Source organism: Streptomyces sp. NPDC093795 (assembly GCF_044764665.1).
Taxonomy (GTDB): domain Bacteria; phylum Actinomycetota; class Actinomycetes; order Streptomycetales; family Streptomycetaceae; genus Streptomyces.
In genome coordinates, this window is sequence record NZ_JBIWIO010000014.1 from 1 (window position 1) to 19800 (window position 19800).

A 19800-nucleotide genomic window follows, 5' to 3' on the forward strand; every position below is an offset into this window, starting at 1 on the left:
AACGCCCGGTTACATTCCGAACCCGGAAGCTAAGCCTTTCAGCGCCGATGGTACTGCAGGGGGGACCCTGTGGGAGAGTAGGACGCCGCCGAACACCCGCCCTTTTAGCTCAGTCGGTAGAGCGTCTCCATGGTAAGGAGAAGGTCAACGGTTCGATTCCGTTAAAGGGCTCCATAGAAAAAGGCCCCCGCCTCGTGGCGGGGGCCTTTTTGCGTTCCCGTACAGCATGCACAGCTGTGGCCGGCGATCCCCTTGCGAGGGATCGCCGGCTTTCGTCAGCGGTCGTCGGGCTCTCGGAGGCGCATCGCCAGGATGGCCATGTCGTCGGAGGCGGGGGCCTGGGCGAAGCGCTCCACGGCGCGGAGGACTCGGGAGGCGACCGCGCCGGCCGTGAGGCCCGTGCAGGTCTTGAGGACCTCGGCCAGGCCGTCGTCGCCCAGCATGCGGGTGCCCTCGCGGCGTTCCGTCACGCCGTCCGTGACGCAGAGGAGGACGTCACCCGGGTCGAGCGTGATCGTCTGCTCGTACAGCTCCAGGTCCTCCATGACGCCGAGGAGCGGCTGGGGCTCGGCCGACGGCTCTACCGTGCCGTCCGGGCGGAGGCGCAGCGGGAGGGGATGCCCGGCGCAGACGACCTTGAGGATCGCCGAGCCGTCCTCCTGCGGGCGCATCTCGCCGTACAGCAGGGTCAGGAAGCGGCTGCGGGCGCCCTCGTCGAGGATCGCCGCGTTGAGGCGCTCCAGGACGGCCGGGCCGCCGAAGCCCTCGCGGGCCAGGAGACGCAGGGCGTGGCGGGCCAGGCCCGTGACGGCGGCGGCCTCGGGGCCCGTACCGCAGACGTCGCCGATGGCGAAGCCGTAGGCGCCGTCGCGGATCGGGAAGAGGTCGTAGAAGTCGCCGCCCACCTCGTTGCCCTCGCCGGCGGCGCGGTAGATGACGTCCACCTCGACGCCCGGAATGTCGGGGAGGCCGGGCGGCAGGAGGCTGCGCTGGAGGGACTGGCTGATGGCCACCCGCTCCGAGTACAGACGGGCGTTGTCCAGGGCGAGGGCGGCCCGGCGGGAGAGGTCCTCGGCGAGCTCCAGGATCTCCTGGCGGAAGTGGTCGTCCGACGGCCTGCCGAGCGTCAGCATGCCGATCACGCGGTTCCGGGCGACCAGCGGCAGGACGACCGTCTCGCCGGCAACCGTGCTCGCGGTGGCCAGGGTGGTGTCGATGCCGGAGGACAGCGGGCTCGTGGGGTGGTCGAGGGCGCGGACCGAGGCGCTGAGCGCGGCCCGGTGGGCGGCGTCGCCCGGCGCGGTCCAGACGCGAGCGCCGGGGGTCGGCACCGGGTCGGGCGGGGCGATGGAGGAGAGCAGGTCCTTGAGGCCGTCGATGCGGTCCTCGTCCTCGTGCAGAACGTAGGAGAGGTACGGATCGGAGGTCTGGTCGGCGATCGTGTAGACCGCGCACCAGGTGGCGAGGGTCGGGACCGTCATCTGGGCCATCAGGGCCAGCGTCTGGTCGCGGTCGAGGGTGCCGGCCAGGAGGTCGGAGGCCTCGACGAGGAAGCTGAGGGAGCCGCGGCGCAGACGCTCCAGCTCGCCGAGGCGGGCGGACTCCACGGCCAGGGCGATGCGGTCGGCCGCGAACTGGAGGCGGAGTGCCTCCTCGTTGGAGTAGCGGTTCGCGCTCTCGGCGGCCACACCCAGGGAGCCGGTGAGCCGGCCCTCGACCTTGAGCGGGACGGTGACCACCGAGCGCATGCCGGTGCCTTCGAGGAGCGGGACGGCGCCGGGGACGGCGGCCAGGTCCTCGTGGACGGCGGGCATGCGGGCGGAGCCGTAGCGGCTGGCGCCGGTCTCGACGGGGACGCGGGCGAAGCGCTGGCGGGCGGCCGGGAGGCCGGTGGTCGCCCGTACCTCCAGTTCCGTCTCGTCGTCGGTGGCGAGGAGGAGGAAGGCGGCGTCGCCTTCGAGCATGTCCCGGGCGCGTTCGACCGTGCGCTGGAGCAGGCCGTCGAGGTCGTCGGGGGCGGGGGAGCCGATGAAGACCTCGAAGGGGTCGGCGGCACGGCTCTCGGCGCCCGGCTCGGCGGTGGGGCGCTGCGGCGTCTGGAGGACGGCCCGCTCGTGCTCGCGTACCAGGAGGCAGACCGTGGAGGGTTCGCCCTGGGCGTCGCGGACCCGGAGGTGTGAGGCGTAGACGGGGATGACGCGGCCGTCGGCGCAGCGGATGCCGTAGCTGCCCTCCCAGCGGGAGAGGCGCAGGGCTTCGGCGAGGCCGGTGCCGATGCCGGGGGTGTGGGGCCAGGCGGCGAGGTCGCCGAGGGGTTTGCCGGTGACCTGCTCGGAGGCGTAACCGAAGAGTTCCTCGGCGTGCTCGTTCCAGGCGGTGATGGCTCCGCCGCGGTCGATCTGGGCGACGGCGACGCGGACGCGGCTGTCGGTGACCGGGAGGAGCGCGTCGGGCAGGACGGGGCCCGCGGAGCGGGTGCCGACCGGGCGCCTGGGGAGGTCGAGGTGGAACCAGACGTGCTTGCGGGTGGGGGAGTAGTCGACGCCCCAGCGGTGGGCGAGGGCGGCGCAGAGCAGCAGGCCCCGGCCGTTCTCGCGGTCGGGGCTGCCGAGGGTCCGGCCGCTCTGGACGGGAATCTCGCGCTCGGGGTAGCGGTCGGCGACCTCGACGCGGATGCTGTCGTCGGCGCGGAGACAGAGGACTTCGGCGGAGGTGCCGGCGTGGATGACGGCGTTGGTGACGAGTTCGCTGGTGAGGACGACGGCGTCGTCGACGAGCTCGGGGTGTCCCCAGCCCTGGAGGGTGTCCCGGACGAAGGCGCGGGCGGCCGCGACCGACCGCCCGACGGGCTCGAAACTCGCAGTCGCCCGCGCGGTGATCACAGCACTCCTCGTACGCGTCTCGACGCCCGGCTCTGCCATGCTCGGTCTGTCCCTCCCGCTGCCCGGTGGTCGTACGCGCGGCTCACCGCCCCCGCCGGGCTGACCGGGGCGGTTGGACAGCCGGAAGCCAGGTTACTTACCTTCACTGTCCCAGCGGATGCCGGTCACGCTGATTCCGTCCCCCGGGGGTAGGGACGCATGTGCGAAGCTGCCGAACTGTTATCGCCTGGTTCGGTGGCGGTGAAACACTGGGCAGGCTACCGGCGGGAGCCGGAGCGGTACGGTCGACCCCTTTCGGGAGGGACACGGTGGAACCTGGCACGGCGGCGCGGCGCGGCGGAGGCAGTGGCACGCGCGCGAGGGGCGGGCGTTCCCGTGGGGGGACGGTGCAGGTGGACGCGGCGGCACTGGAGCGGTTGCTGGCCGCGCTGGTGTCGATGCGGGACGGGAATTTCCGCAGGCGGCTCACGGTGTCCGGCGACGGGGTCATGGCGGAGATCTCCGCCGTGTTCAACGAGGTCGCGGACCGGCAGATGCATGTGACGGGAGAGCTGTCGCGGGTCCGCCGGGTGGTGGGGCGCGAGGGCAAGCTGTCCGAACGTCTTGAGGCGGGAGCCAGTGAGGGGGCGTGGGCGGCGGCGATCGAGGCCGCGAACGCGCTCGTCGACGATCTGGCCCGGCCGGTGTCCGAGGTGGGGCGGGTGCTGTCGGCGGTGGCCGAGGGTGACCTCGACCAGCGGATGGACCTGCGTTCGGAGGGTGCCGACGGGGCGGTACGGCCGCTGCGTGGGGAGTTCCTGAAGGTCGCGCGTACCGCCAACAACCTGGTCGACCAGCTGTCGGTGTTCGCCTCGGAGGTGACCCGGGTCGCCGTCGAGGTGGGGACCGACGGCAAGCTGGGCGGTCAGGCGCAGGTGCGTGGGGTGTCGGGATCGTGGAAGGACCTCACGGACTCGGTCAACACGATGGCGAACCGGCTCACGGCGCAGGTGCGTGACATCGCGCTGGTGACGACGGCGGTCGCCGACGGTGATCTGTCGCAGAAGGTCACGGCGAACGTCGCCGGCGAGATGCTGGAGCTGAAGAACACCGTCAACCGGATGGTGGACCAGCTGTCGTCGTTCTCCTCGGAGGTGACCCGCGTCGCCCGTGAGGTGGGTACGGAGGGTGAGCTCGGCGGTCAGGCCGAGGTGGCCGGGGTCGCCGGTGTGTGGAAGGACCTCACGGACTCCGTCAACACCATGGCGGGCAACCTGACGAACCAGGTGCGGGGCATCGCCGAGGTGACGACGGCGGTCGCGAACGGCGACCTGTCGCAGAAGGTGCGGGTGTCGGCGCGCGGGGAGATCGCGCAGTTGGCGGACACCATCAACCAGATGACGAAGACGCTGCGGACGTTCGCCGACGAGGTGACCCGGGTGTCGGGTGAGGTAGGTGCCGAGGGTCTGCTGGGCGGGCAGGCGCAGGTGCCGGGGGCGGCGGGGACGTGGAAGGACCTCACGGACTCGGTCAACACGGTCTTCCGGAACATCACCACGCAGGTGCGTGACATCGCGCAGGTGACGACGGCGGTGGCCAACGGTGACCTGTCGCAGAAGGTCACGGTCGATGTGGCCGGCGAGATGCTGGAGCTGAAGAACACCGTCAACACGATGGTGGACCAGCTGTCGGCCTTCGGTTCCGAGGTGACCCGGGTGGCCCGGGAGGTCGGTGTCGAGGGCCTCCTCGGCGGCCAGGCCGAGGTGCCGGGGGCGGCGGGGACCTGGAAGGACCTCACCGACTCGGTGAACACGGCCTTCCGTAACCTGACCGGTCAGGTGCGTGACATCGCGCAGGTGACGACGGCGGTCGCCAATGGTGACCTGTCGCAGAAGGTCACGGTGGACGTGGCCGGCGAGATGCTGGAGCTGAAGAACACCGTCAACACGATGGTGTCGCAGCTGTCGTCGTTCGCGGACCAGGTGACCCGGATGGCACGGGACGTGGGCACCGAGGGCCGGCTCGGCGGTCAGGCGCGGGTGGACGGCGTCTCCGGGCGCTGGCGGGAGCTCACCGACTCGGTGAACTTCATGGCCGGCAACCTGACCTCGCAGGTGCGGCAGATCGCGCAGGTGACGACGGCCGTGGCCCGCGGTGACCTGTCGCAGAAGATCGACGTGGACGCGCGGGGCGAGATCCTGGAGCTGAAGAACACCATCAACACGATGGTCGACCAGCTGTCCGCCTTCGCCGACCAGGTGACCCGGGTGGCCCGCGAGGTGGGCACGGACGGGCGGCTCGGCGGTCAGGCGCAGGTGCCGGGTGTGGCCGGGGTGTGGCGTGATCTGACGGATTCGGTGAACGGCATGGCCGGGAACCTCACCACCCAGGTCCGTAACATCGCGCAGGTCGCCACGGCCGTGGCCCGGGGTGACCTGTCGCAGAAGATCGACGTGGACGCGCGGGGCGAGATCCTGGAGCTGAAGAACACCCTCAACACGATGGTGGACCAGCTCTCGAACTTCGCCGAGCAGGTGACCCGGGTGGCCCGCGAGGTGGGCACCGAGGGCATCCTGGGCGGTCAGGCCGAGGTGCAGGGTGTCTCCGGCACCTGGAAGGACCTCACCCAGTCGGTGAACTTCATGGCGAACAACCTCACCATCCAGGTGCGGAACATCGCCGAGGTGACGACGGCCGTCGCCAAGGGCGACCTGTCGAAGAAGATCACGGTCGACGCCCGGGGCGAGATCCTGGAGCTGGTGACGACCGTCAACACGATGGTCGACCAGCTGTCGAACTTCGCGGACGAGGTCACGCGGGTGGCCCGCGAGGTGGGCACGGAGGGCATCCTCGGCGGTCAGGCGCGGGTGCGCGGGGTCACCGGCACCTGGAAGGACCTCAGCGACAACGTCAACCTGATGGCCAACAACCTGACCAGTCAGGTGCGGAACATCTCCCGGGTCTCGGCGGCCGTCGCCAACGGTGACCTGACGAAGAAGGTGACGGTCGAGGCGCGGGGCGAGGTCGCCGAGCTCGCCGAGACCGTCAACACCATGGTGACGACCCTGTCGTCCTTCGCGGACGAGGTCACGCGGGTGGCCCGCGAGGTGGGCACGGAGGGCGAACTGGGTGGCCAGGCGCGGGTGCCGGGTGTCTCGGGCACCTGGAAGGACCTCACCGAGTCGGTGAACTCGATGGCCGACAACCTCACCGGTCAGGTGCGGCAGATCGCCGCCGTCACCACCGCCATCGCCAAGGGCGACCTCACCAAGAAGATCGACATCGACGCGCGCGGTGAGATCCAGGAGCTGAAGAACACCATCAACACGATGGTCGACCAGCTGTCGAACTTCGCCGAGGAGGTCACCCGCGTGGCCCGCGAGGTGGGCACCGACGGGCAGCTCGGCGGCCAGGCCCGGGTCCGGGACGTGGAGGGCACCTGGAGCGATCTCACCGAGTCCGTGAACGAGATGGCCGGGAACCTCACCCGGCAGGTGCGGGCCATCGCGGCCGTCGCCACCGCGGTGACCCGCGGCGACCTCAACGTCAAGATCGACGGTGTGGACGCGGCCGGCGAGATCCAGGCGCTCCAGGACAACATCAACACGATGATCGCCAACCTGCGCGACACCACCCTCGCCAACGACGAGCAGGACTGGCTCAAGAGCAACCTGGCCCGCATCTCCGGCCTCATGCAGGGCCGCCGGGACCTCGACGACGTGGCCTCGCTCATCATGAGCGAGCTGACGCCGGTGGTCTCGGCCCAGCACGGCGCCTTCTTCGTGGCCATGCCGACGGGTTCCGCCCACAGCGACGCCGAACTCGTCGGTGAGGGCGACGGCTCGTACGAGCTGAGGATGCGCGGGAGTTACGGGTACTCCCCGGGGTCCATGCCGACCTCGTTCCGGCCCGGCGAGACGCTCATCGGCACGGCGGCGGACGAGAAGCGGACCATCCAGCTCCACGTACCGCCCGGCTATCTGAAGATCTCCTCCGGGCTCGGCGAGGCCTCGCCGGCGCATGTGATCGTCCTTCCGGTCCTCTTCGAGGGGAAGGTCCTCGGTGTGATCGAGCTGGCCTCCTTCCAGCCGTTCACCCAGATCCAGCGGGACTTCCTCAACCAGATCGCCGAGCTGATCGCCACCACGGTCAACACCATCAGCGTCAACACCAAGACCGAGGTGCTGCTCCAGCAGTCGCAGGAGCTCACGGAGCAGCTCAAGGAGCGTTCGGCCGAGCTGGAGCACCGGCAGAAGGAGCTCCAGGGCTCCAACCTGGAGCTGGAGGAGAAGGCCGAGCTGCTCGCCCGGCAGAACCGCGACATCGAGGTGAAGAACACCGAGATCGAGGAGGCCCGGCAGGTCCTGGAGGAGCGGGCCGAACAGCTCGCCGTCTCCATGCGGTACAAGTCCGAGTTCCTCGCCAACATGTCGCACGAGCTGCGCACCCCGCTCAACTCGCTGCTCATCCTGGCCAAGTTGCTCGCGGACAACGCCGAGACGAACCTGACGCCCAAGCAGGTCGAGTTCGCGGAGACCATCCACGGAGCGGGTTCCGACCTGCTCCAGCTGATCAACGACATCCTCGACCTGTCCAAGGTCGAGGCGGGCAAGATGGACGTCTCGCCGACCCGGATCGCGCTCGTCCAGCTCGTCGACTACGTGGAGGCGACCTTCCGGCCCCTCACGGCGGAGAAGGGGCTCGACTTCTCGGTGCGGGTCTCGCCCGAGCTGCCGGCGACGCTCCACACCGACGAGCAGCGTCTGCTCCAGGTGCTGCGCAACCTGCTCTCCAACGCGGTGAAGTTCACCGACACGGGCGCGGTGGAGCTGGTGATCCGGCCGTCCGGCGCGGACGTGCCGCAGTCGATCCGCGAGCAGCTCCTCGAGGCCGGTTCGCTGCGCGACCCGGAGGCCGACCTGATCGCGTTCTCGGTCACCGACACGGGCATCGGGATCGCGGCGAGCAAGATGCGGGTCATCTTCGAGGCGTTCAAGCAGGCCGACGGCACGACCAGCCGGAAGTACGGCGGTACGGGTCTGGGGCTCTCCATCAGCCGGGAGATCGCGCGGCTGCTCGGCGGCGAGATCTTCGCCGCGAGCGAGCCGGGCCGTGGTTCGACGTTCACGCTCTATCTGCCGCTGAGTCCGACGGAGCTGCCGACGGGGGCCTACGGGCAGGGGCCCCAGGACATGGACGATCCGCAGCAGGGCGCCGAGGAGGGGACGGCCGGTGGCGTCCACCCGTTCCCGCACTTCCCGCCGCCGCCCGTACGGACGGAGGCGCGGTCGGGGGCCGGTGCGCTGTTCCGGCACCGGCGGAAGGCGGCGGCGGAGGCGACCGGGGCGCGGACGGCGGTGCCGGGGCAGTCCGGCAAGGAGGCCGGGGCCGACCGGGTGGAACCGGAGATGGAGGCACCCGAGCCGCGGCGTACGTTCAGCTTCTCCGGCGAGAAGGTGCTCATCGTCGACGACGACATCCGTAACGTCTTCGCGCTCACCAGCGTCCTGGAGCAGCACGGGCTCGCGGTGCTCTACGCGGAGAACGGGCGGGAGGGCATCGAAGTCCTGGAGCAGCACGACGACGTGACGATCGTCCTGATGGACATCATGATGCCGGAGATGGACGGATACGCGACGACGACCGCGATCCGGCGGATGCCCCAGTTCGCCGGGCTGCCGATCATCGCGCTGACGGCGAAGGCGATGAAGGGCGACCGGGAGAAGGCGATCGAGTCGGGGGCCTCCGACTACGTGACCAAGCCGGTCGACCCCGATCATCTGTTGTCGGTGATGGAGCAGTGGATGCGGGGCGCGTGACTCCGCGCCGGGGGCCCGTGCGGTGCGCCGCGCGGGCCCCCGGCCTCCGCTGACGGACTGTCGCCAGAGGGGTGTGAGAGGGCTGGATACGGGGAACCTTCTGGTCTCCCACCGCGTTTCAGGTACGTGCACAGTGACATCGCGGTGACAGGGTGTGGCGACGGGCGGGGTGCGGCTACGATGACCGGCACAAGGACGGACGGCGTTAGGGAGTCGTCTTCAGGGGCGGCGCCCGGTGCTTCCCCCGGTTCGGGGAGCCGGGGAGAGCCGTTGCCGGGGCGAGGAGGACGGGGCATGGTGCAGAAGGCCAAGATCCTCCTGGTCGATGACCGGCCGGAGAATCTGCTGGCGCTGGAGGCCATTCTCTCCGCGCTCGATCAGACGCTGGTGCGGGCATCGTCCGGGGAGGAAGCGCTCAAGGCGCTGTTGACGGACGACTTCGCGGTCATCCTGCTCGACGTCCAGATGCCGGGGATGGACGGTTTCGAGACCGCCGCGCACATCAAGCGGCGCGAGCGGACCCGGGACATCCCGATCATCTTCCTCACCGCCATCAACCACGGCCCTCACCACACCTTCCGGGGGTACGCGGCCGGCGCGGTCGACTACATCTCGAAGCCGTTCGACCCGTGGGTGCTGCGCGCCAAGGTCTCCGTCTTCGTCGAGCTGTACATGAAGAACTGCAAGCTGCGCGAGCAGGCCGCCCTGTTGCGGCTGCAGTTGGAGGGCGGCGGCGAGGGCAGTCACGGCAAGGAGTCCGCCGGTCTGCTCGCCGAACTCTCCGCGCGGCTCGCGGCCGTCGAGGAGCAGGCCGAGGCACTGTCCAAGCAGCTCGACGACGACTCCGCGGACGCGGCGGCGGTCGCCACCGCCGCGCATCTGGAGCGCAAGCTCACCGGCTTGCGCCGGGCCCTTGACGCGCTGGAGCCGGGGACCGGAGCCGCACCGAACCTGCCCGCCCAGGGCTGACGTACCGTCACCGGCAGCCCGTAGCCGACATGGCCGGGCGTGCACCGGTGTGATGTGGTGTCAGCTTCGCGCCGCGGCAGGGGCGACACGAACGGGTGAGGCGGACAGCCGGTCCCCACACCGGTAACCTCGGCATCATGGCTTCACGTACGTCCGGCAAGGGCTCCCAGGGCACAGCGGGCACCGCAAAGCCGCGCGCCGGCCGTACGACGGGCGCCGCGAAGAAGGCGGCGGCCGCGAAGTCCCCCGCCAAACCGCCCGCGAAGAAGGCACCGGCCAAGAAGGCCGCACCCGCCAAGCGCGCGCCCGCGCGGAAGACGGCCGCGAAGAAAGCCCCGCCCCGGCCCGCGCCGTCCCCCACCGGAGGCGTCTACCGGCTCGCGCGCGGCGCCTGGCTCGGCCTCGCCCACGGGGTGGGGGCGCTGTTCCGGGGGATAGGGCGTGGAGCCAAGGGCCTCGACCCGGCCCACCGCAAGGACGGGCTCGCGCTGCTCCTCCTCGGCCTCGCGCTGATCGTCGCGGCTGGTACCTGGTCCAACCTCCGGGGGCCTGTCGGCGACCTCGTCGAGATGCTGGTCACCGGGTCCTTCGGCCGGCTCGATCTGCTGGTGCCGCTGCTGCTCGGCGCGATGGCCGTGCGGCTGATCCTCTATCCGGAGAAGCCCGAGGCCAACGGCCGGATCAGCATCGGCCTCTCCGCGCTCGTCATCGGTGTCCTCGGCCAGGTCCACATCGCCTGCGGTTCGCCGGGGCGCGGTGACGGCAGCGAGGCCATGCAGGACGCCGGCGGCCTGATCGGCTGGGCCGCGTCCCAGCCGCTCGTCTTCATGATGGGCGAGGTCCTGGCCGTACCGATGCTGGTGCTGCTCACGATCTTCGGGCTGCTCGTCGTCACCGCCACCCCGGTGAACGCGATCCCGCAGCGGCTGCGCGCCCTCGGTGTCAGGCTCGGCCTCGTCGAACCCGCGTATGACCCGGCGGAGGCCTACGGCGAGGACCAGGAGGGGTACGGCGAGGAGTGGCGGGAGGCCCGCCCGCAGCTCCGGCCCGCTCGGCCCGTCCGGCGCCGGGGCGGCGGCCCGGCGGAGCCGTACGACGTGGACCGTGCCGAGGCGGAGATGCTGGAGCGGCGCGGCCGCCCGGCGCGCCGCACCTCCGAGCGGCCCGCGTTCGACCACGGTCTCGACCCGGTGGACGTCGCGGCGGCGGCCGCCGCCGCGCTCGACGGCGCGGTGCTCAACGGCATGCCGCCCTCCCCGATCGTCGCCGACCTCACCAGGGACGTCACCGCGGAGCGGAAGGCCGCCGTGGAGGCCTCCACCGCCGAGGCACCCGAGCGGGGGGCGTCGGCCTCACCCGTACCGCCGGCGCGGGGTGGGGACCAGCGCTCCGGCGGGGGCGTACAGGATCGTTCCGGTGGAGGCGTGCCGGATCGTTCCGGCGGGGGCGTACCGGATCTGACGAAGCCCGCGCCCGAGCCGACCGACCTGCCGTCCCGGGCCGAGCAGCTCCAGCTGTCCGGCGACATCACGTACTCCCTGCCGTCGCTCGACCTCCTGGAGCGGGGCGGGCCGGGCAAGACGCGCAGCGCCGCCAACGACGCCGTCGTGGACGCGCTGTCCAACGTCTTCACCGAGTTCAAGGTCGACGCGGCCGTCACCGGTTTCACCCGGGGGCCGACGGTCACACGGTACGAGGTCGAGCTCGGCCCGGCCGTGAAGGTCGAGAAGATCACGGCCCTCACCAAGAACATCGCGTACGCCGTGGCCTCCCCCGACGTACGGATCATCTCGCCGATCCCCGGCAAGTCCGCGGTCGGCATCGAGATTCCCAACAGCGACCGGGAAATGGTCAACCTCGGGGACGTGCTGCGGCTCGCCGCCGCCGCCGAGGACGACCATCCGATGCTGGTGGCGCTCGGCAAGAACGTCGAGGGCGGCTACGAGATGGCCAACCTGGCGAAGATGCCGCACGTCCTGGTGGCGGGGGCCACCGGCTCCGGCAAGTCCTCGTGCATCAACTGCCTGATCACTTCGATCATGATAAGAGCGACCCCCGAGGACGTCCGGATGGTCCTGGTCGACCCCAAGCGGGTCGAACTCACCGCGTACGAGGGCATCCCGCACCTGATCACCCCGATCATCACCAACCCCAAGCGGGCCGCCGAGGCCCTCCAGTGGGTGGTGAAGGAGATGGACCTCCGGTACGACGATCTCGCGGCCTACGGCTACCGGCACATCGACGACTTCAACCAGGCGGTCCGGGACGACAAGATCAAGCTGCCCGAGGGCAGCGAGCGCGAGCTCAAGCCGTACCCGTACCTGCTCGTCATCGTCGACGAGCTCGCCGACCTGATGATGGTGGCGCCGCGGGACGTCGAGGACTCGATCGTGCGCATCACGCAGCTCGCTCGCGCCGCCGGCATCCATCTGGTGCTCGCCACCCAGCGGCCGTCCGTGGACGTCGTCACCGGTCTCATCAAGGCGAACGTGCCGTCCCGGCTCGCCTTCGCGACCTCCTCGCTCGCCGACAGCCGCGTCATCCTCGACCAGCCCGGCGCCGAGAAGCTCATCGGAAAGGGTGACGGTCTGTTCCTGCCGATGGGTGCCAACAAGCCCGTCCGGATGCAGGGCGCCTTCGTCACCGAGCACGAGGTCGCGGCCGTCGTGCAGCACTGCAAGGACCAGATGACCCCGGTCTTCCGGGAGGACGTCACCGTCGGCACCCGGCAGAAGAAGGAGATCGACGAGGACATCGGCGACGACCTCGATCTGCTGTGCCAGGCCGCCGAGCTGGTCGTCTCCACCCAGTTCGGCTCCACGTCGATGCTCCAGCGGAAGCTGCGCGTCGGCTTCGCGAAGGCCGGGCGGCTGATGGACCTGATGGAGTCCCGGAACATCGTCGGGCCGAGCGAGGGGTCCAAGGCGCGCGACGTGCTCGTCAAGCCGGACGAGCTGGACGGCGTGCTGGCCGTCATCCGGGGGGAGTCGGGGGCGTAGCGGAAGCGGGAGGCGTGGCGGCGGGGGAGTGGCGCGCGCCGTTCGGGCAGGGCCGGTGGAGTGACGGCGCGGGAGTGGGGGAGTGGCGGCGGGGGAGCGGGGTACCCGATCGAGACCGGGCCGAGACTCACTCGTAAGGGAACGATGGGCAACCGTTTCCCCTGGCCGTACGTCAAGTTGGACGGAGGGACAGAAGGATGTCCCAGCCTCATGGCGTACAAACAGCACCCGCCCGGTTGCCCCACCCTTTCGTACCACCCATAGACTGAACGTCCAGCAGGTGGCTACACGCTCGAAAGGCGCTCTCGTGTCCATCGGCAACTCCCCCGAAGACGACCGGACCTTCCCGGCAGACGACCGGGACTCGATCGGTCGTGCTCTCCAGCAGGCCCGCATCGCCGCCGGTCTCACCGTCGAAGAGGTCAGTGCCTCCACCCGTGTCCGGATCCCGATCGTGCACGCGATCGAGGAGGACGACTTCTCGCGCTGCGGCGGCGACGTCTACGCCCGCGGGCACATCCGTACCCTCGCGCGCGCCGTCGGCCTCGATCCCGCTCCGCTGATCGAGCAGTACGACGGCGAGCACGGCGGCCGTCCCGCGCCCACCCCCGCCGCCCCGCTGTTCGAGGCGGAACGTATCCGCCCCGAGCGTCGCCGGCCCAACTGGACCGCCGCGATGGTCGCGGCCATCGTCGCCGTCGTCGGTTTCGTCGGCTTCACGATGTTCGACGGGAACGAGCCGCCGAAGGGCTCCACGGCCGAGGGTGGACCGGCGCCCGCGCCGGAGAAGGCCACGGCCGCCGCCAAGCCGAAGCCGGTCAAGCCCGCCCCGAAGCCCACCGAGAGCGCGATCGCCGCCGTCCCGCGGGACAAGGTCACGGTCAAGCTCTCCGCGATCGACGACAAGAGCTGGATCTCGGCCAAGGACCACAACGGCAAGCTGCTCTTCGACGGTCTCCTCCTGGAGGGCGAGTCCAAGACCTTCCAGGACGACGAGCGCATCGACCTGGTCCTCGGCAACGCCGGAGCGATCGAGCTCCACGTGAACGGCAAGAAGCTCCAGGACAAGTTCGAATCCGGCCAGGTGGAGCGGCTCACGTACACCAAGGGTGACCCCGAGGCCGGATGAGCCTCGTGAGGTGACCCCCGATGTGACCTCTGTCGCGCGGGTGAACCCTGCGCGACGGGGGAACGGCCGGGACGAAGTAGTCTTGAGTCCATGCCCGAACGCCGTACCGTCGCCCTTGTCACTCTTGGCTGCGCCCGTAACGAGGTGGACTCGGAGGAGCTCGCAGGCCGCTTGGCAGCGGACGGCTGGGAGCTCGTCGAGAACGCCGAGGACGCGGATGTCGCCGTCGTCAACACCTGTGGATTCGTCGAGGCCGCCAAGAAGGACTCCGTCGACGCCCTGCTCGAAGCCAATGATCTGAAGGACCACGGCAAGACCCAGGCCGTGGTCGCCGTCGGCTGTATGGCCGAGCGGTACGGCAAGGAGCTCGCCGAGGCCCTCCCGGAGGCCGACGGCGTCCTCGGCTTCGACGACTACTCCGACATCTCCAACCGCCTCCAGACCATCCTCAGCGGTGGCAGTGTCGAGGCCCACACCCCCCGTGACCGGCGCAAGCTGCTGCCGCTCTCGCCCGTGGAGCGCCAGGAGGCCGCCGCGGCCGTGGCCCTCCCCGGCCATGGCGTCGTGGACACCCCCGAGAACGTGCCGAGCGACCTGCCGGACGGTCTCGCGCCCGCCTCGGGGCCGCGCGCGCCGCTCCGCCGACGCCTGGACACCAGCCCCGTCGCCTCCGTGAAGCTCGCCTCCGGCTGCGACCGCCGCTGCACCTTCTGCGCCATCCCCTCCTTCCGCGGCTCCTTCGTCTCGCGCCGTCCCTCGGACGTGCTGAACGAGACGCGCTGGCTCGCCGAGCAGGGGGTGAAGGAGATCATGCTGGTCTCCGAGAACAACACCTCCTACGGCAAGGACCTCGGGGACATCCGGCTCCTGGAGGGACTGCTGCCCGAGCTGGCCGCGGTGGACGGCATCGAGCGCGTCCGTGTGAGCTATCTCCAGCCCGCCGAGATGCGCCCAGGCCTGATCGACGTCCTCACCTCGACCGAGAAGGTCGCGCCGTACTTCGACCTGTCCTTCCAGCACAGCGCCCCGGACGTGCTGCGGGCCATGCGCCGCTTCGGCGACACCGACCGCTTCCTGGAGCTCCTGGAGACCATCCGGGCCAAGGCCCCCACGGCCGGTGCCCGCTCCAACTTCATCGTCGGCTTCCCCGGCGAGACCGAGGCGGACTTCGCCGAGCTGGAACGCTTCATCACCCACGCGCGGCTCGACGCCATCGGCGTCTTCGGCTACTCCGACGAGGACGGCACCGAGGCCGCCACGTACGAGCACAAGCTCGACCAGGACGTCGTCGACGCGCGGCTCGCCCATCTCTCCCGGCTCGCCGAGGAGCTCACCGCGCAGCGCGCGGAAGAGCGGATCGGAGAGACCCTTGAAGTACTGGTCGAGTCCCTGGACGACGAGGACGGCGTGATCGGCCGCGCCGCCCACCAGGCCCCCGAGACCGACGGACAGGTGGTCCTCACCACGGCCGACGGTACGAGCCCCGACCTGGCCCCGGGCCGTATGGTCAGGGCGAAGGTCGTCGGCACGGAAGGCGTCGACCTGGTGGCCGAGTGTCTTTTCGAGGAGGCAGCCAGATGACCGGAGTCCCGGCATCCGCGACGGGCGGGACCGGTAGGCCGGCGCCCCGCGGCAAGCTGGGCTCGGCGGCCGTCAACCAGGCCAGCCTGTGGAACATCGCCAACATCCTGACCATGATGCGGCTCGTGCTCGTGCCGGGCTTCGTGCTGCTGCTCCTCCAGGACGGCGGACACGACCCCGCATGGCGCGCCTGGGCGTGGGCGGCGTTCGCCGTCGCCATGATCACGGACATCTTCGACGGGCACCTCGCCCGTACGTACAACCTGGTCACGGACTTCGGGAAGATCGCCGACCCGATCGCCGACAAGGCGATCATGGCGGCCGGACTGATCTGCCTGTCCTCGCTCGGGGATCTGCCCTGGTGGGTGACCGGGGTCATCCTGGCCCGCGAGCTGGGGATCACCCTGATGCGGTTCTGGGTCATCCGGCACGGGGTCATCCCGGCCAGCCGTGGCGGCAAGATGAAGACGCTCGCCCAGGGCACGGCGGTCGGCATGTACGTGCTGATGCTCACCGGGCCGCTGGCCACCCTGCGGTTCTGGGTGATGACGGTGGCCGTCGTCCTGACGGTCGTCACCGGCCTGGACTACGTACGGCAGGCGGTCGTGCTGCGCCGCCAGGGGCTCGCGGAGGAGCGGGCGGCCACGCGGTCGGAGACGGCGACGCGATGACCGTGGCCGCCCGGGTGCTGGCGCTGCTCGCGGAGCGTGGTCACACGCTGGCCGTCGCGGAGTCGCTCACGGGTGGTCTGGTGGCCGCGGAACTCACCGGGGTGCCCGGGGCCTCGGCCTCCTTCCGGGGGTCCGTCACGGCGTACGCGACACCCCTCAAGCACGAGCTGCTCGGGGTCGACGGGGCCCTTCTCGCGGAGCGCGGAGCGGTGGACCCCGAGGTCGCGCTGCAGATGGCGGCCGGTGTACGGGACCGGCTCGGCACCGACTGGGGTGTCTCGACGACCGGGGTCGCGGGGCCCGACCCGCAGGACGGACAGGCCGTCGGAACCGTCTACGTGGCAGTCGCGGGACCGGCCGCGACCGGCGCCCGCGCCGGGAAAGTGGTCTCGCTGCGGTTGAACGGCGACCGGGCGGACATCCGTAGAGAGAGTGTACGGAGCGTGCTGGAACTGCTCCATGAGGAACTCTCGGGAAATGCGCGGGCACAGGATACGGAACACAACGGGGGGAATGGATGTTTGCAGCCCTGAGTGAACACGACATCGCTCCCCGCACGGCCGCAGCGCGAGGCGGTACGGTGGGGCATGAAGGATGCGGCTACGCGGTCCGAGGAGGGAGCCACCGATGATTCTGCTCCGTCGCCTGTTGGGTGACGTGCTGCGTCGGCAGCGCCAGCGTCAGGGCCGTACTCTGCGCGAAGTCTCCTCGTCCGCCCGAGTCTCGCTCGGCTATCTCTCCGAGGTGGAGCGGGGGCAGAAGGAGGCTTCCTCCGAGCTGCTCTCCGCGATCTGCGACGCGTTGGACGTACGGATGTCCGAGCTCATGCGTGAAGTGAGCGACGAGCTGTCACTGGCCGAACTGGCCGAGTCGGCGGCGGCGAGCGAACCGGTGCCGACGCCGGTACGCCCGAGGCTCAATTCGGTGTCGGTGACGTCGGTGGCACGTGTGCCCACCGAGCGGGTGACCATCAAGGCGCCCGCGGAAGCGGTCGACGTCGTCGCTGCCTGAACCGAAACGGGGAGAAGCCCCGGTCGGTACCCCCTGGTGGGGTGCCGACCGGGGCTTCTCTTGTTTCTCCCGCTGTCTTTGGGATGAATTGTTTGAGATGCCGGGTTCCGGTCAGGCGTGCCATGGTGGGGGAACGTTCGACTGGTTGGAGATTTCGCAATGTCTGTCGTGAAGAGTCCGCTGTCCGAGACCGACCTCAAGACGGTCGGCAACGCGCTCCAGGGGGCGCTGGTCGACCTGGTCGATCTCGCCCTGGTCGCCAAGCAGGTGCACTGGAACGTCGTCGGGCCGCGCTTCCGCTCCGTCCACCTCCAGCTGGACGAGGTGGTCGACACCGCCCGGCTGCACTCCGACACCGTGGCCGAGCGTGCCTCGGCCCTCGGCGTCAGCCCGGACGGACGCTCGGCGACCGTCGCTTCCTCCAGCGCGATCGGAACGGTGCCGGAAGGCTGGATCAAGGACGAGGAGGCGGTCCAGATCCTCGTCGCCGCGCTCGGTGCTGTGATCACCCGGATGCGGGAGCGCGTCGACGCGACCGGCGACCCCGACCCGGTCAGCCAGGACATCCTGATCACTCTGACGGGTGAACTCGAGAAGCACGCGTGGATGTTCCAGGCCGAGAGCGTCTAGGGCGGGGGCGGGCGGGCCGGTGACGCTTTCGGTGATGGCGCCTGTTGGGGCGATATGTGCGGTGTGCGCTGGGTCTCACCCCGGTGCGCTCTCCCGCAGGGTGATCCTGCCGGTCTAGCGTCGGCGGCAGGAGGCGGCCATGGTACGGCGACGGATACCGCCGGTGACGCTCGCGCTGGTCGCGATCGGGCTGGCGGCCGGGGGGCTCTGGTGGTGGGCGGTGCTACGCCTGGTGCTCGCACCGGGTGAGGCCGGGCCGGTCGAAGGGGCGGTGGCCGCCAGTGGCTGGGGCCTGAGCCTGCTGCCGGTGCACGTGGCCGCCTCGTCCGGGCGGCCGGGCGCGCTGGCCCGACGCCTCACCAGGGCATCGCGACGCCGCCGTTGGGGCGCAGGATCTGACCCGTCGTGAACGCGGAGGCGTCGGAGGCCAGGTGCAGGACCGCGTGCGCGATGTCCTCGGCCTCCCCGACCCGCCCCAGCGGTGAGTGACGGATCATCGCCGCTTCCGCCTGCTGCTGCGCGGCCGGCTCGTGGCGGTCCGTCATGGGGGTACGGATCCAGCCCGGCGCGACCGCGTTGACCCGGATGCCGTGCCGGCCGACTTCTGTCGCCAAGGTCTTCGTCAGCTGGACGACGGCCGCCTTGGTGACGCTGTAGCAGAGCAGGCCGGGGCTTGCGGTGTCCATCGCGCCCGAGGCCATCGTGACGATCGAGCCCGGGGTGCCGGCCGCGATCATCGAGCGGGCCGCCTCCTGGCACGCGTACAGCACGCCCTTGAAATTGACCGCGAGGACGCGGTCGAGGTCCTCTTCGCGGGTCTCCAGGGCCGAGCTCGTGTGCATGACGCCGGCGATCGCGGCCATGACGTGGAGCGGACCCGCCGCGGTGACGGCGCCGGCCAGGGCGGGCCGGTCGGTGACGTCGAGGATGTGCGGGTGCGCGATGCCTCCCGCGCGGGCGATCAGGGCTGCGGTCTCCTCGACGCCCTGCCCGTCCCGGTCCGCGCAGTGCGTTGTGGCACCGGCCTGGGCGAGGAGGAGGGCCGTCGCGCGGCCGATACCGCTCGCGGCGCCGGTGACGAAGGCGGTGCGGTGGGTGAGGTCGTATGCCGGTAGGGCCGGGGGCGTCATGGTCGGACCGTACGATTGGAACTGACGGACCGTCAATTGGTGGGGTCGGTTGAGTTGTCGGTCGAGTTGTCGGTTCGGTTGTCGGTCGGTTTGTTGTCCGGGCCGTGCTGGCAGCCGGGGCACCAGTACGTGACCCGGTCGCCCAGCTCCGCCTTGCGGATCGGGGTCCCGCAGCGCAGACACGGGTGGCCCCCGCGGCCGTAGACGTGCAGCGGGGTGCCGGCGGCGTGGCGGGTGGTCGTGGTGCGGCGGTCGGGGCGGTCCTTGTTCGCCTCCAGGAGGCGGTGGGCGGTCACGACGAGGCGGGCCGGGACATCGGGAGCCAGCTCGCCGACCGGCAGCCAGGGCGTGACGCCGGCGAGGAAGGCCAGCTCCGACTTGTACACGTTGCCGATGCCGGCCAGGTTCCGCTGGTCGAGCAGGGCCTCGCCGAGCGTGCGGGCGGGGTCGGCCGTCAGTCGGCGCACGGCCTCGTCCGGGTCCCAGTCCGGGCCGAGCAGGTCCGGGCCGAGATGGCCCACGACGCGGGACTCCTCCGTGGTGCGGATCAGTTCGAGGACCGGCAGCCGGTAGCCGTACGCGGTGGACTCCGCGTTTCCGAGGATCGCCCGGATCTGGTGGTCGGGGCCGCCGCGCGGGCGCTCCCCCGTGGCGTACACCCGCCATGCGCCGTCCATCCGGAGGTGGGAGTGGAGGGTGAGGCCGCCCTCGATCCGGGCGAGCAGGTGTTTGCCGCGGGGGGTGACGTCGAGGAGTGTCCGGCCGGTGAGGTCGGCGGTGGCGAAGCGGGGCACGCGGAGGTCTGAGCGGGTCAGGACGCGGCCGGCGAGTGCGGTGTGCAGGCGGTGGGCGGCCTGCCAGATGGTGTCTCCTTCGGGCACGGGGCCATTTTGCCGGGTCGGGGGCGCGGCCGCCCCCGCCGCCCGCCGTGTGCCCACCCGTTCCGCCCCAGCGGAACGAATGCCCACAACGGGGGGTGGCGGGGATACGGGGGCGGCTC

13 protein-coding genes, 1 tRNA gene and 1 rRNA gene are annotated in these 19800 nt (G+C 70.8%); 12 read left to right on the plus strand and 3 right to left on the minus strand.

Going from position 1 to position 19800, the window contains the following annotated elements; translation table 11 throughout:
• Together rrf and ACIRB7_RS30670 are read left to right on the plus strand one after the other, a co-directional pair.
• A 5S ribosomal RNA gene (gene rrf, locus ACIRB7_RS30665) occupies positions 1 to 94 on the plus strand; the annotation flags it as partial.
• A gap of 4 nt (positions 95 to 98) precedes the next feature.
• Positions 99 to 174, plus strand: a tRNA-Thr gene (locus tag ACIRB7_RS30670).
• A gap of 101 nt (positions 175 to 275) precedes the next feature.
• Here the strand turns inward: ACIRB7_RS30670 and ACIRB7_RS30675 are convergent.
• A complete protein-coding gene (locus ACIRB7_RS30675; RefSeq protein WP_403605096.1) occupies positions 276 to 2921 on the minus strand; it encodes a SpoIIE family protein phosphatase in 2646 nt (881 codons plus the stop codon).
• Between the two features lie 269 nt (positions 2922 to 3190).
• Between ACIRB7_RS30675 and ACIRB7_RS30680 the strand changes: the two genes are divergently transcribed.
• The 10 genes from ACIRB7_RS30680 to ACIRB7_RS30725 all read left to right on the plus strand — a co-directional run bounded on the left by ACIRB7_RS30680 (position 3191) and on the right by ACIRB7_RS30725 (position 18079).
• Positions 3191 to 8680 carry a HAMP domain-containing protein gene (locus ACIRB7_RS30680; RefSeq protein ID WP_403605099.1) on the plus strand — a complete coding sequence of 1830 codons (5490 nt, stop codon included), beginning with the start codon at positions 3191 to 3193 and terminating at the stop codon, positions 8678 to 8680.
• A gap of 294 nt (positions 8681 to 8974) precedes the next feature.
• Positions 8975 to 9649 (plus strand): two-component system response regulator, encoded by a 675-nt coding sequence (locus ACIRB7_RS30685; RefSeq protein WP_403605102.1) that lies wholly within the window; start codon positions 8975 to 8977, stop codon positions 9647 to 9649.
• Positions 9650 to 9786: 137 nt separating this feature from the next.
• Positions 9787 to 12648 (plus strand): DNA translocase FtsK, encoded by a 2862-nt coding sequence (locus ACIRB7_RS30690; protein WP_403605105.1) that lies wholly within the window; start codon positions 9787 to 9789, stop codon positions 12646 to 12648.
• Between the two features lie 307 nt (positions 12649 to 12955).
• Positions 12956 to 13777 (plus strand): helix-turn-helix domain-containing protein, encoded by an 822-nt coding sequence (locus ACIRB7_RS30695; RefSeq protein WP_403605108.1) that lies wholly within the window; start codon positions 12956 to 12958, stop codon positions 13775 to 13777.
• Between the two features lie 90 nt (positions 13778 to 13867).
• Positions 13868 to 15358 carry a 30S ribosomal protein S12 methylthiotransferase RimO gene (gene rimO / locus ACIRB7_RS30700; RefSeq protein WP_403605111.1) on the plus strand — a complete coding sequence of 497 codons (1491 nt, stop codon included), beginning with the start codon at positions 13868 to 13870 and terminating at the stop codon, positions 15356 to 15358.
• Positions 15355 to 16029, plus strand: a complete 675-nt coding sequence (gene pgsA / locus ACIRB7_RS30705) for a CDP-diacylglycerol--glycerol-3-phosphate 3-phosphatidyltransferase (RefSeq protein ID WP_403605114.1) — start codon at positions 15355 to 15357, stop codon at positions 16027 to 16029. The genes rimO and pgsA overlap by 4 nt, the downstream gene beginning before the upstream one ends.
• Positions 16026 to 16562 (plus strand): CinA family protein, encoded by a 537-nt coding sequence (locus ACIRB7_RS30710; RefSeq protein ID WP_403605117.1) that lies wholly within the window; start codon positions 16026 to 16028, stop codon positions 16560 to 16562. Before pgsA ends, ACIRB7_RS30710 begins: the two co-directional genes overlap by 4 nt.
• A 94-nt stretch (positions 16563 to 16656) precedes the next feature.
• Positions 16657 to 17040 (plus strand): helix-turn-helix transcriptional regulator, encoded by a 384-nt coding sequence (locus tag ACIRB7_RS30715; RefSeq protein WP_351216002.1) that lies wholly within the window; start codon positions 16657 to 16659, stop codon positions 17038 to 17040.
• 159 nt (positions 17041 to 17199) lie between these two features.
• Complete coding sequence (locus ACIRB7_RS30720; RefSeq protein WP_403605121.1) at positions 17200 to 17670, plus strand: Dps family protein; 471 nt, start codon at positions 17200 to 17202, stop codon at positions 17668 to 17670.
• A 139-nt stretch (positions 17671 to 17809) separates the two neighbouring features.
• On the plus strand, positions 17810 to 18079 hold the full coding sequence (locus ACIRB7_RS30725; RefSeq protein ID WP_403605124.1) for a hypothetical protein: 270 nt from the start codon (positions 17810 to 17812) through the stop codon (positions 18077 to 18079).
• Here the strand turns inward: ACIRB7_RS30725 and ACIRB7_RS30730 are convergent.
• Positions 18027 to 18800: an SDR family NAD(P)-dependent oxidoreductase gene (locus ACIRB7_RS30730; RefSeq protein WP_403605127.1), complete on the minus strand. Its 774-nt coding sequence runs from the start codon at positions 18798 to 18800 to the stop codon at positions 18027 to 18029. The genes ACIRB7_RS30725 and ACIRB7_RS30730 overlap by 53 nt on opposite strands.
• Before the next feature lie 32 nt (positions 18801 to 18832).
• Positions 18833 to 19681: an Fpg/Nei family DNA glycosylase gene (locus ACIRB7_RS30735; protein WP_403605130.1), complete on the minus strand. Its 849-nt coding sequence runs from the start codon at positions 19679 to 19681 to the stop codon at positions 18833 to 18835.
• Between the last annotated feature and the right edge of the window lie 119 nt (positions 19682 to 19800).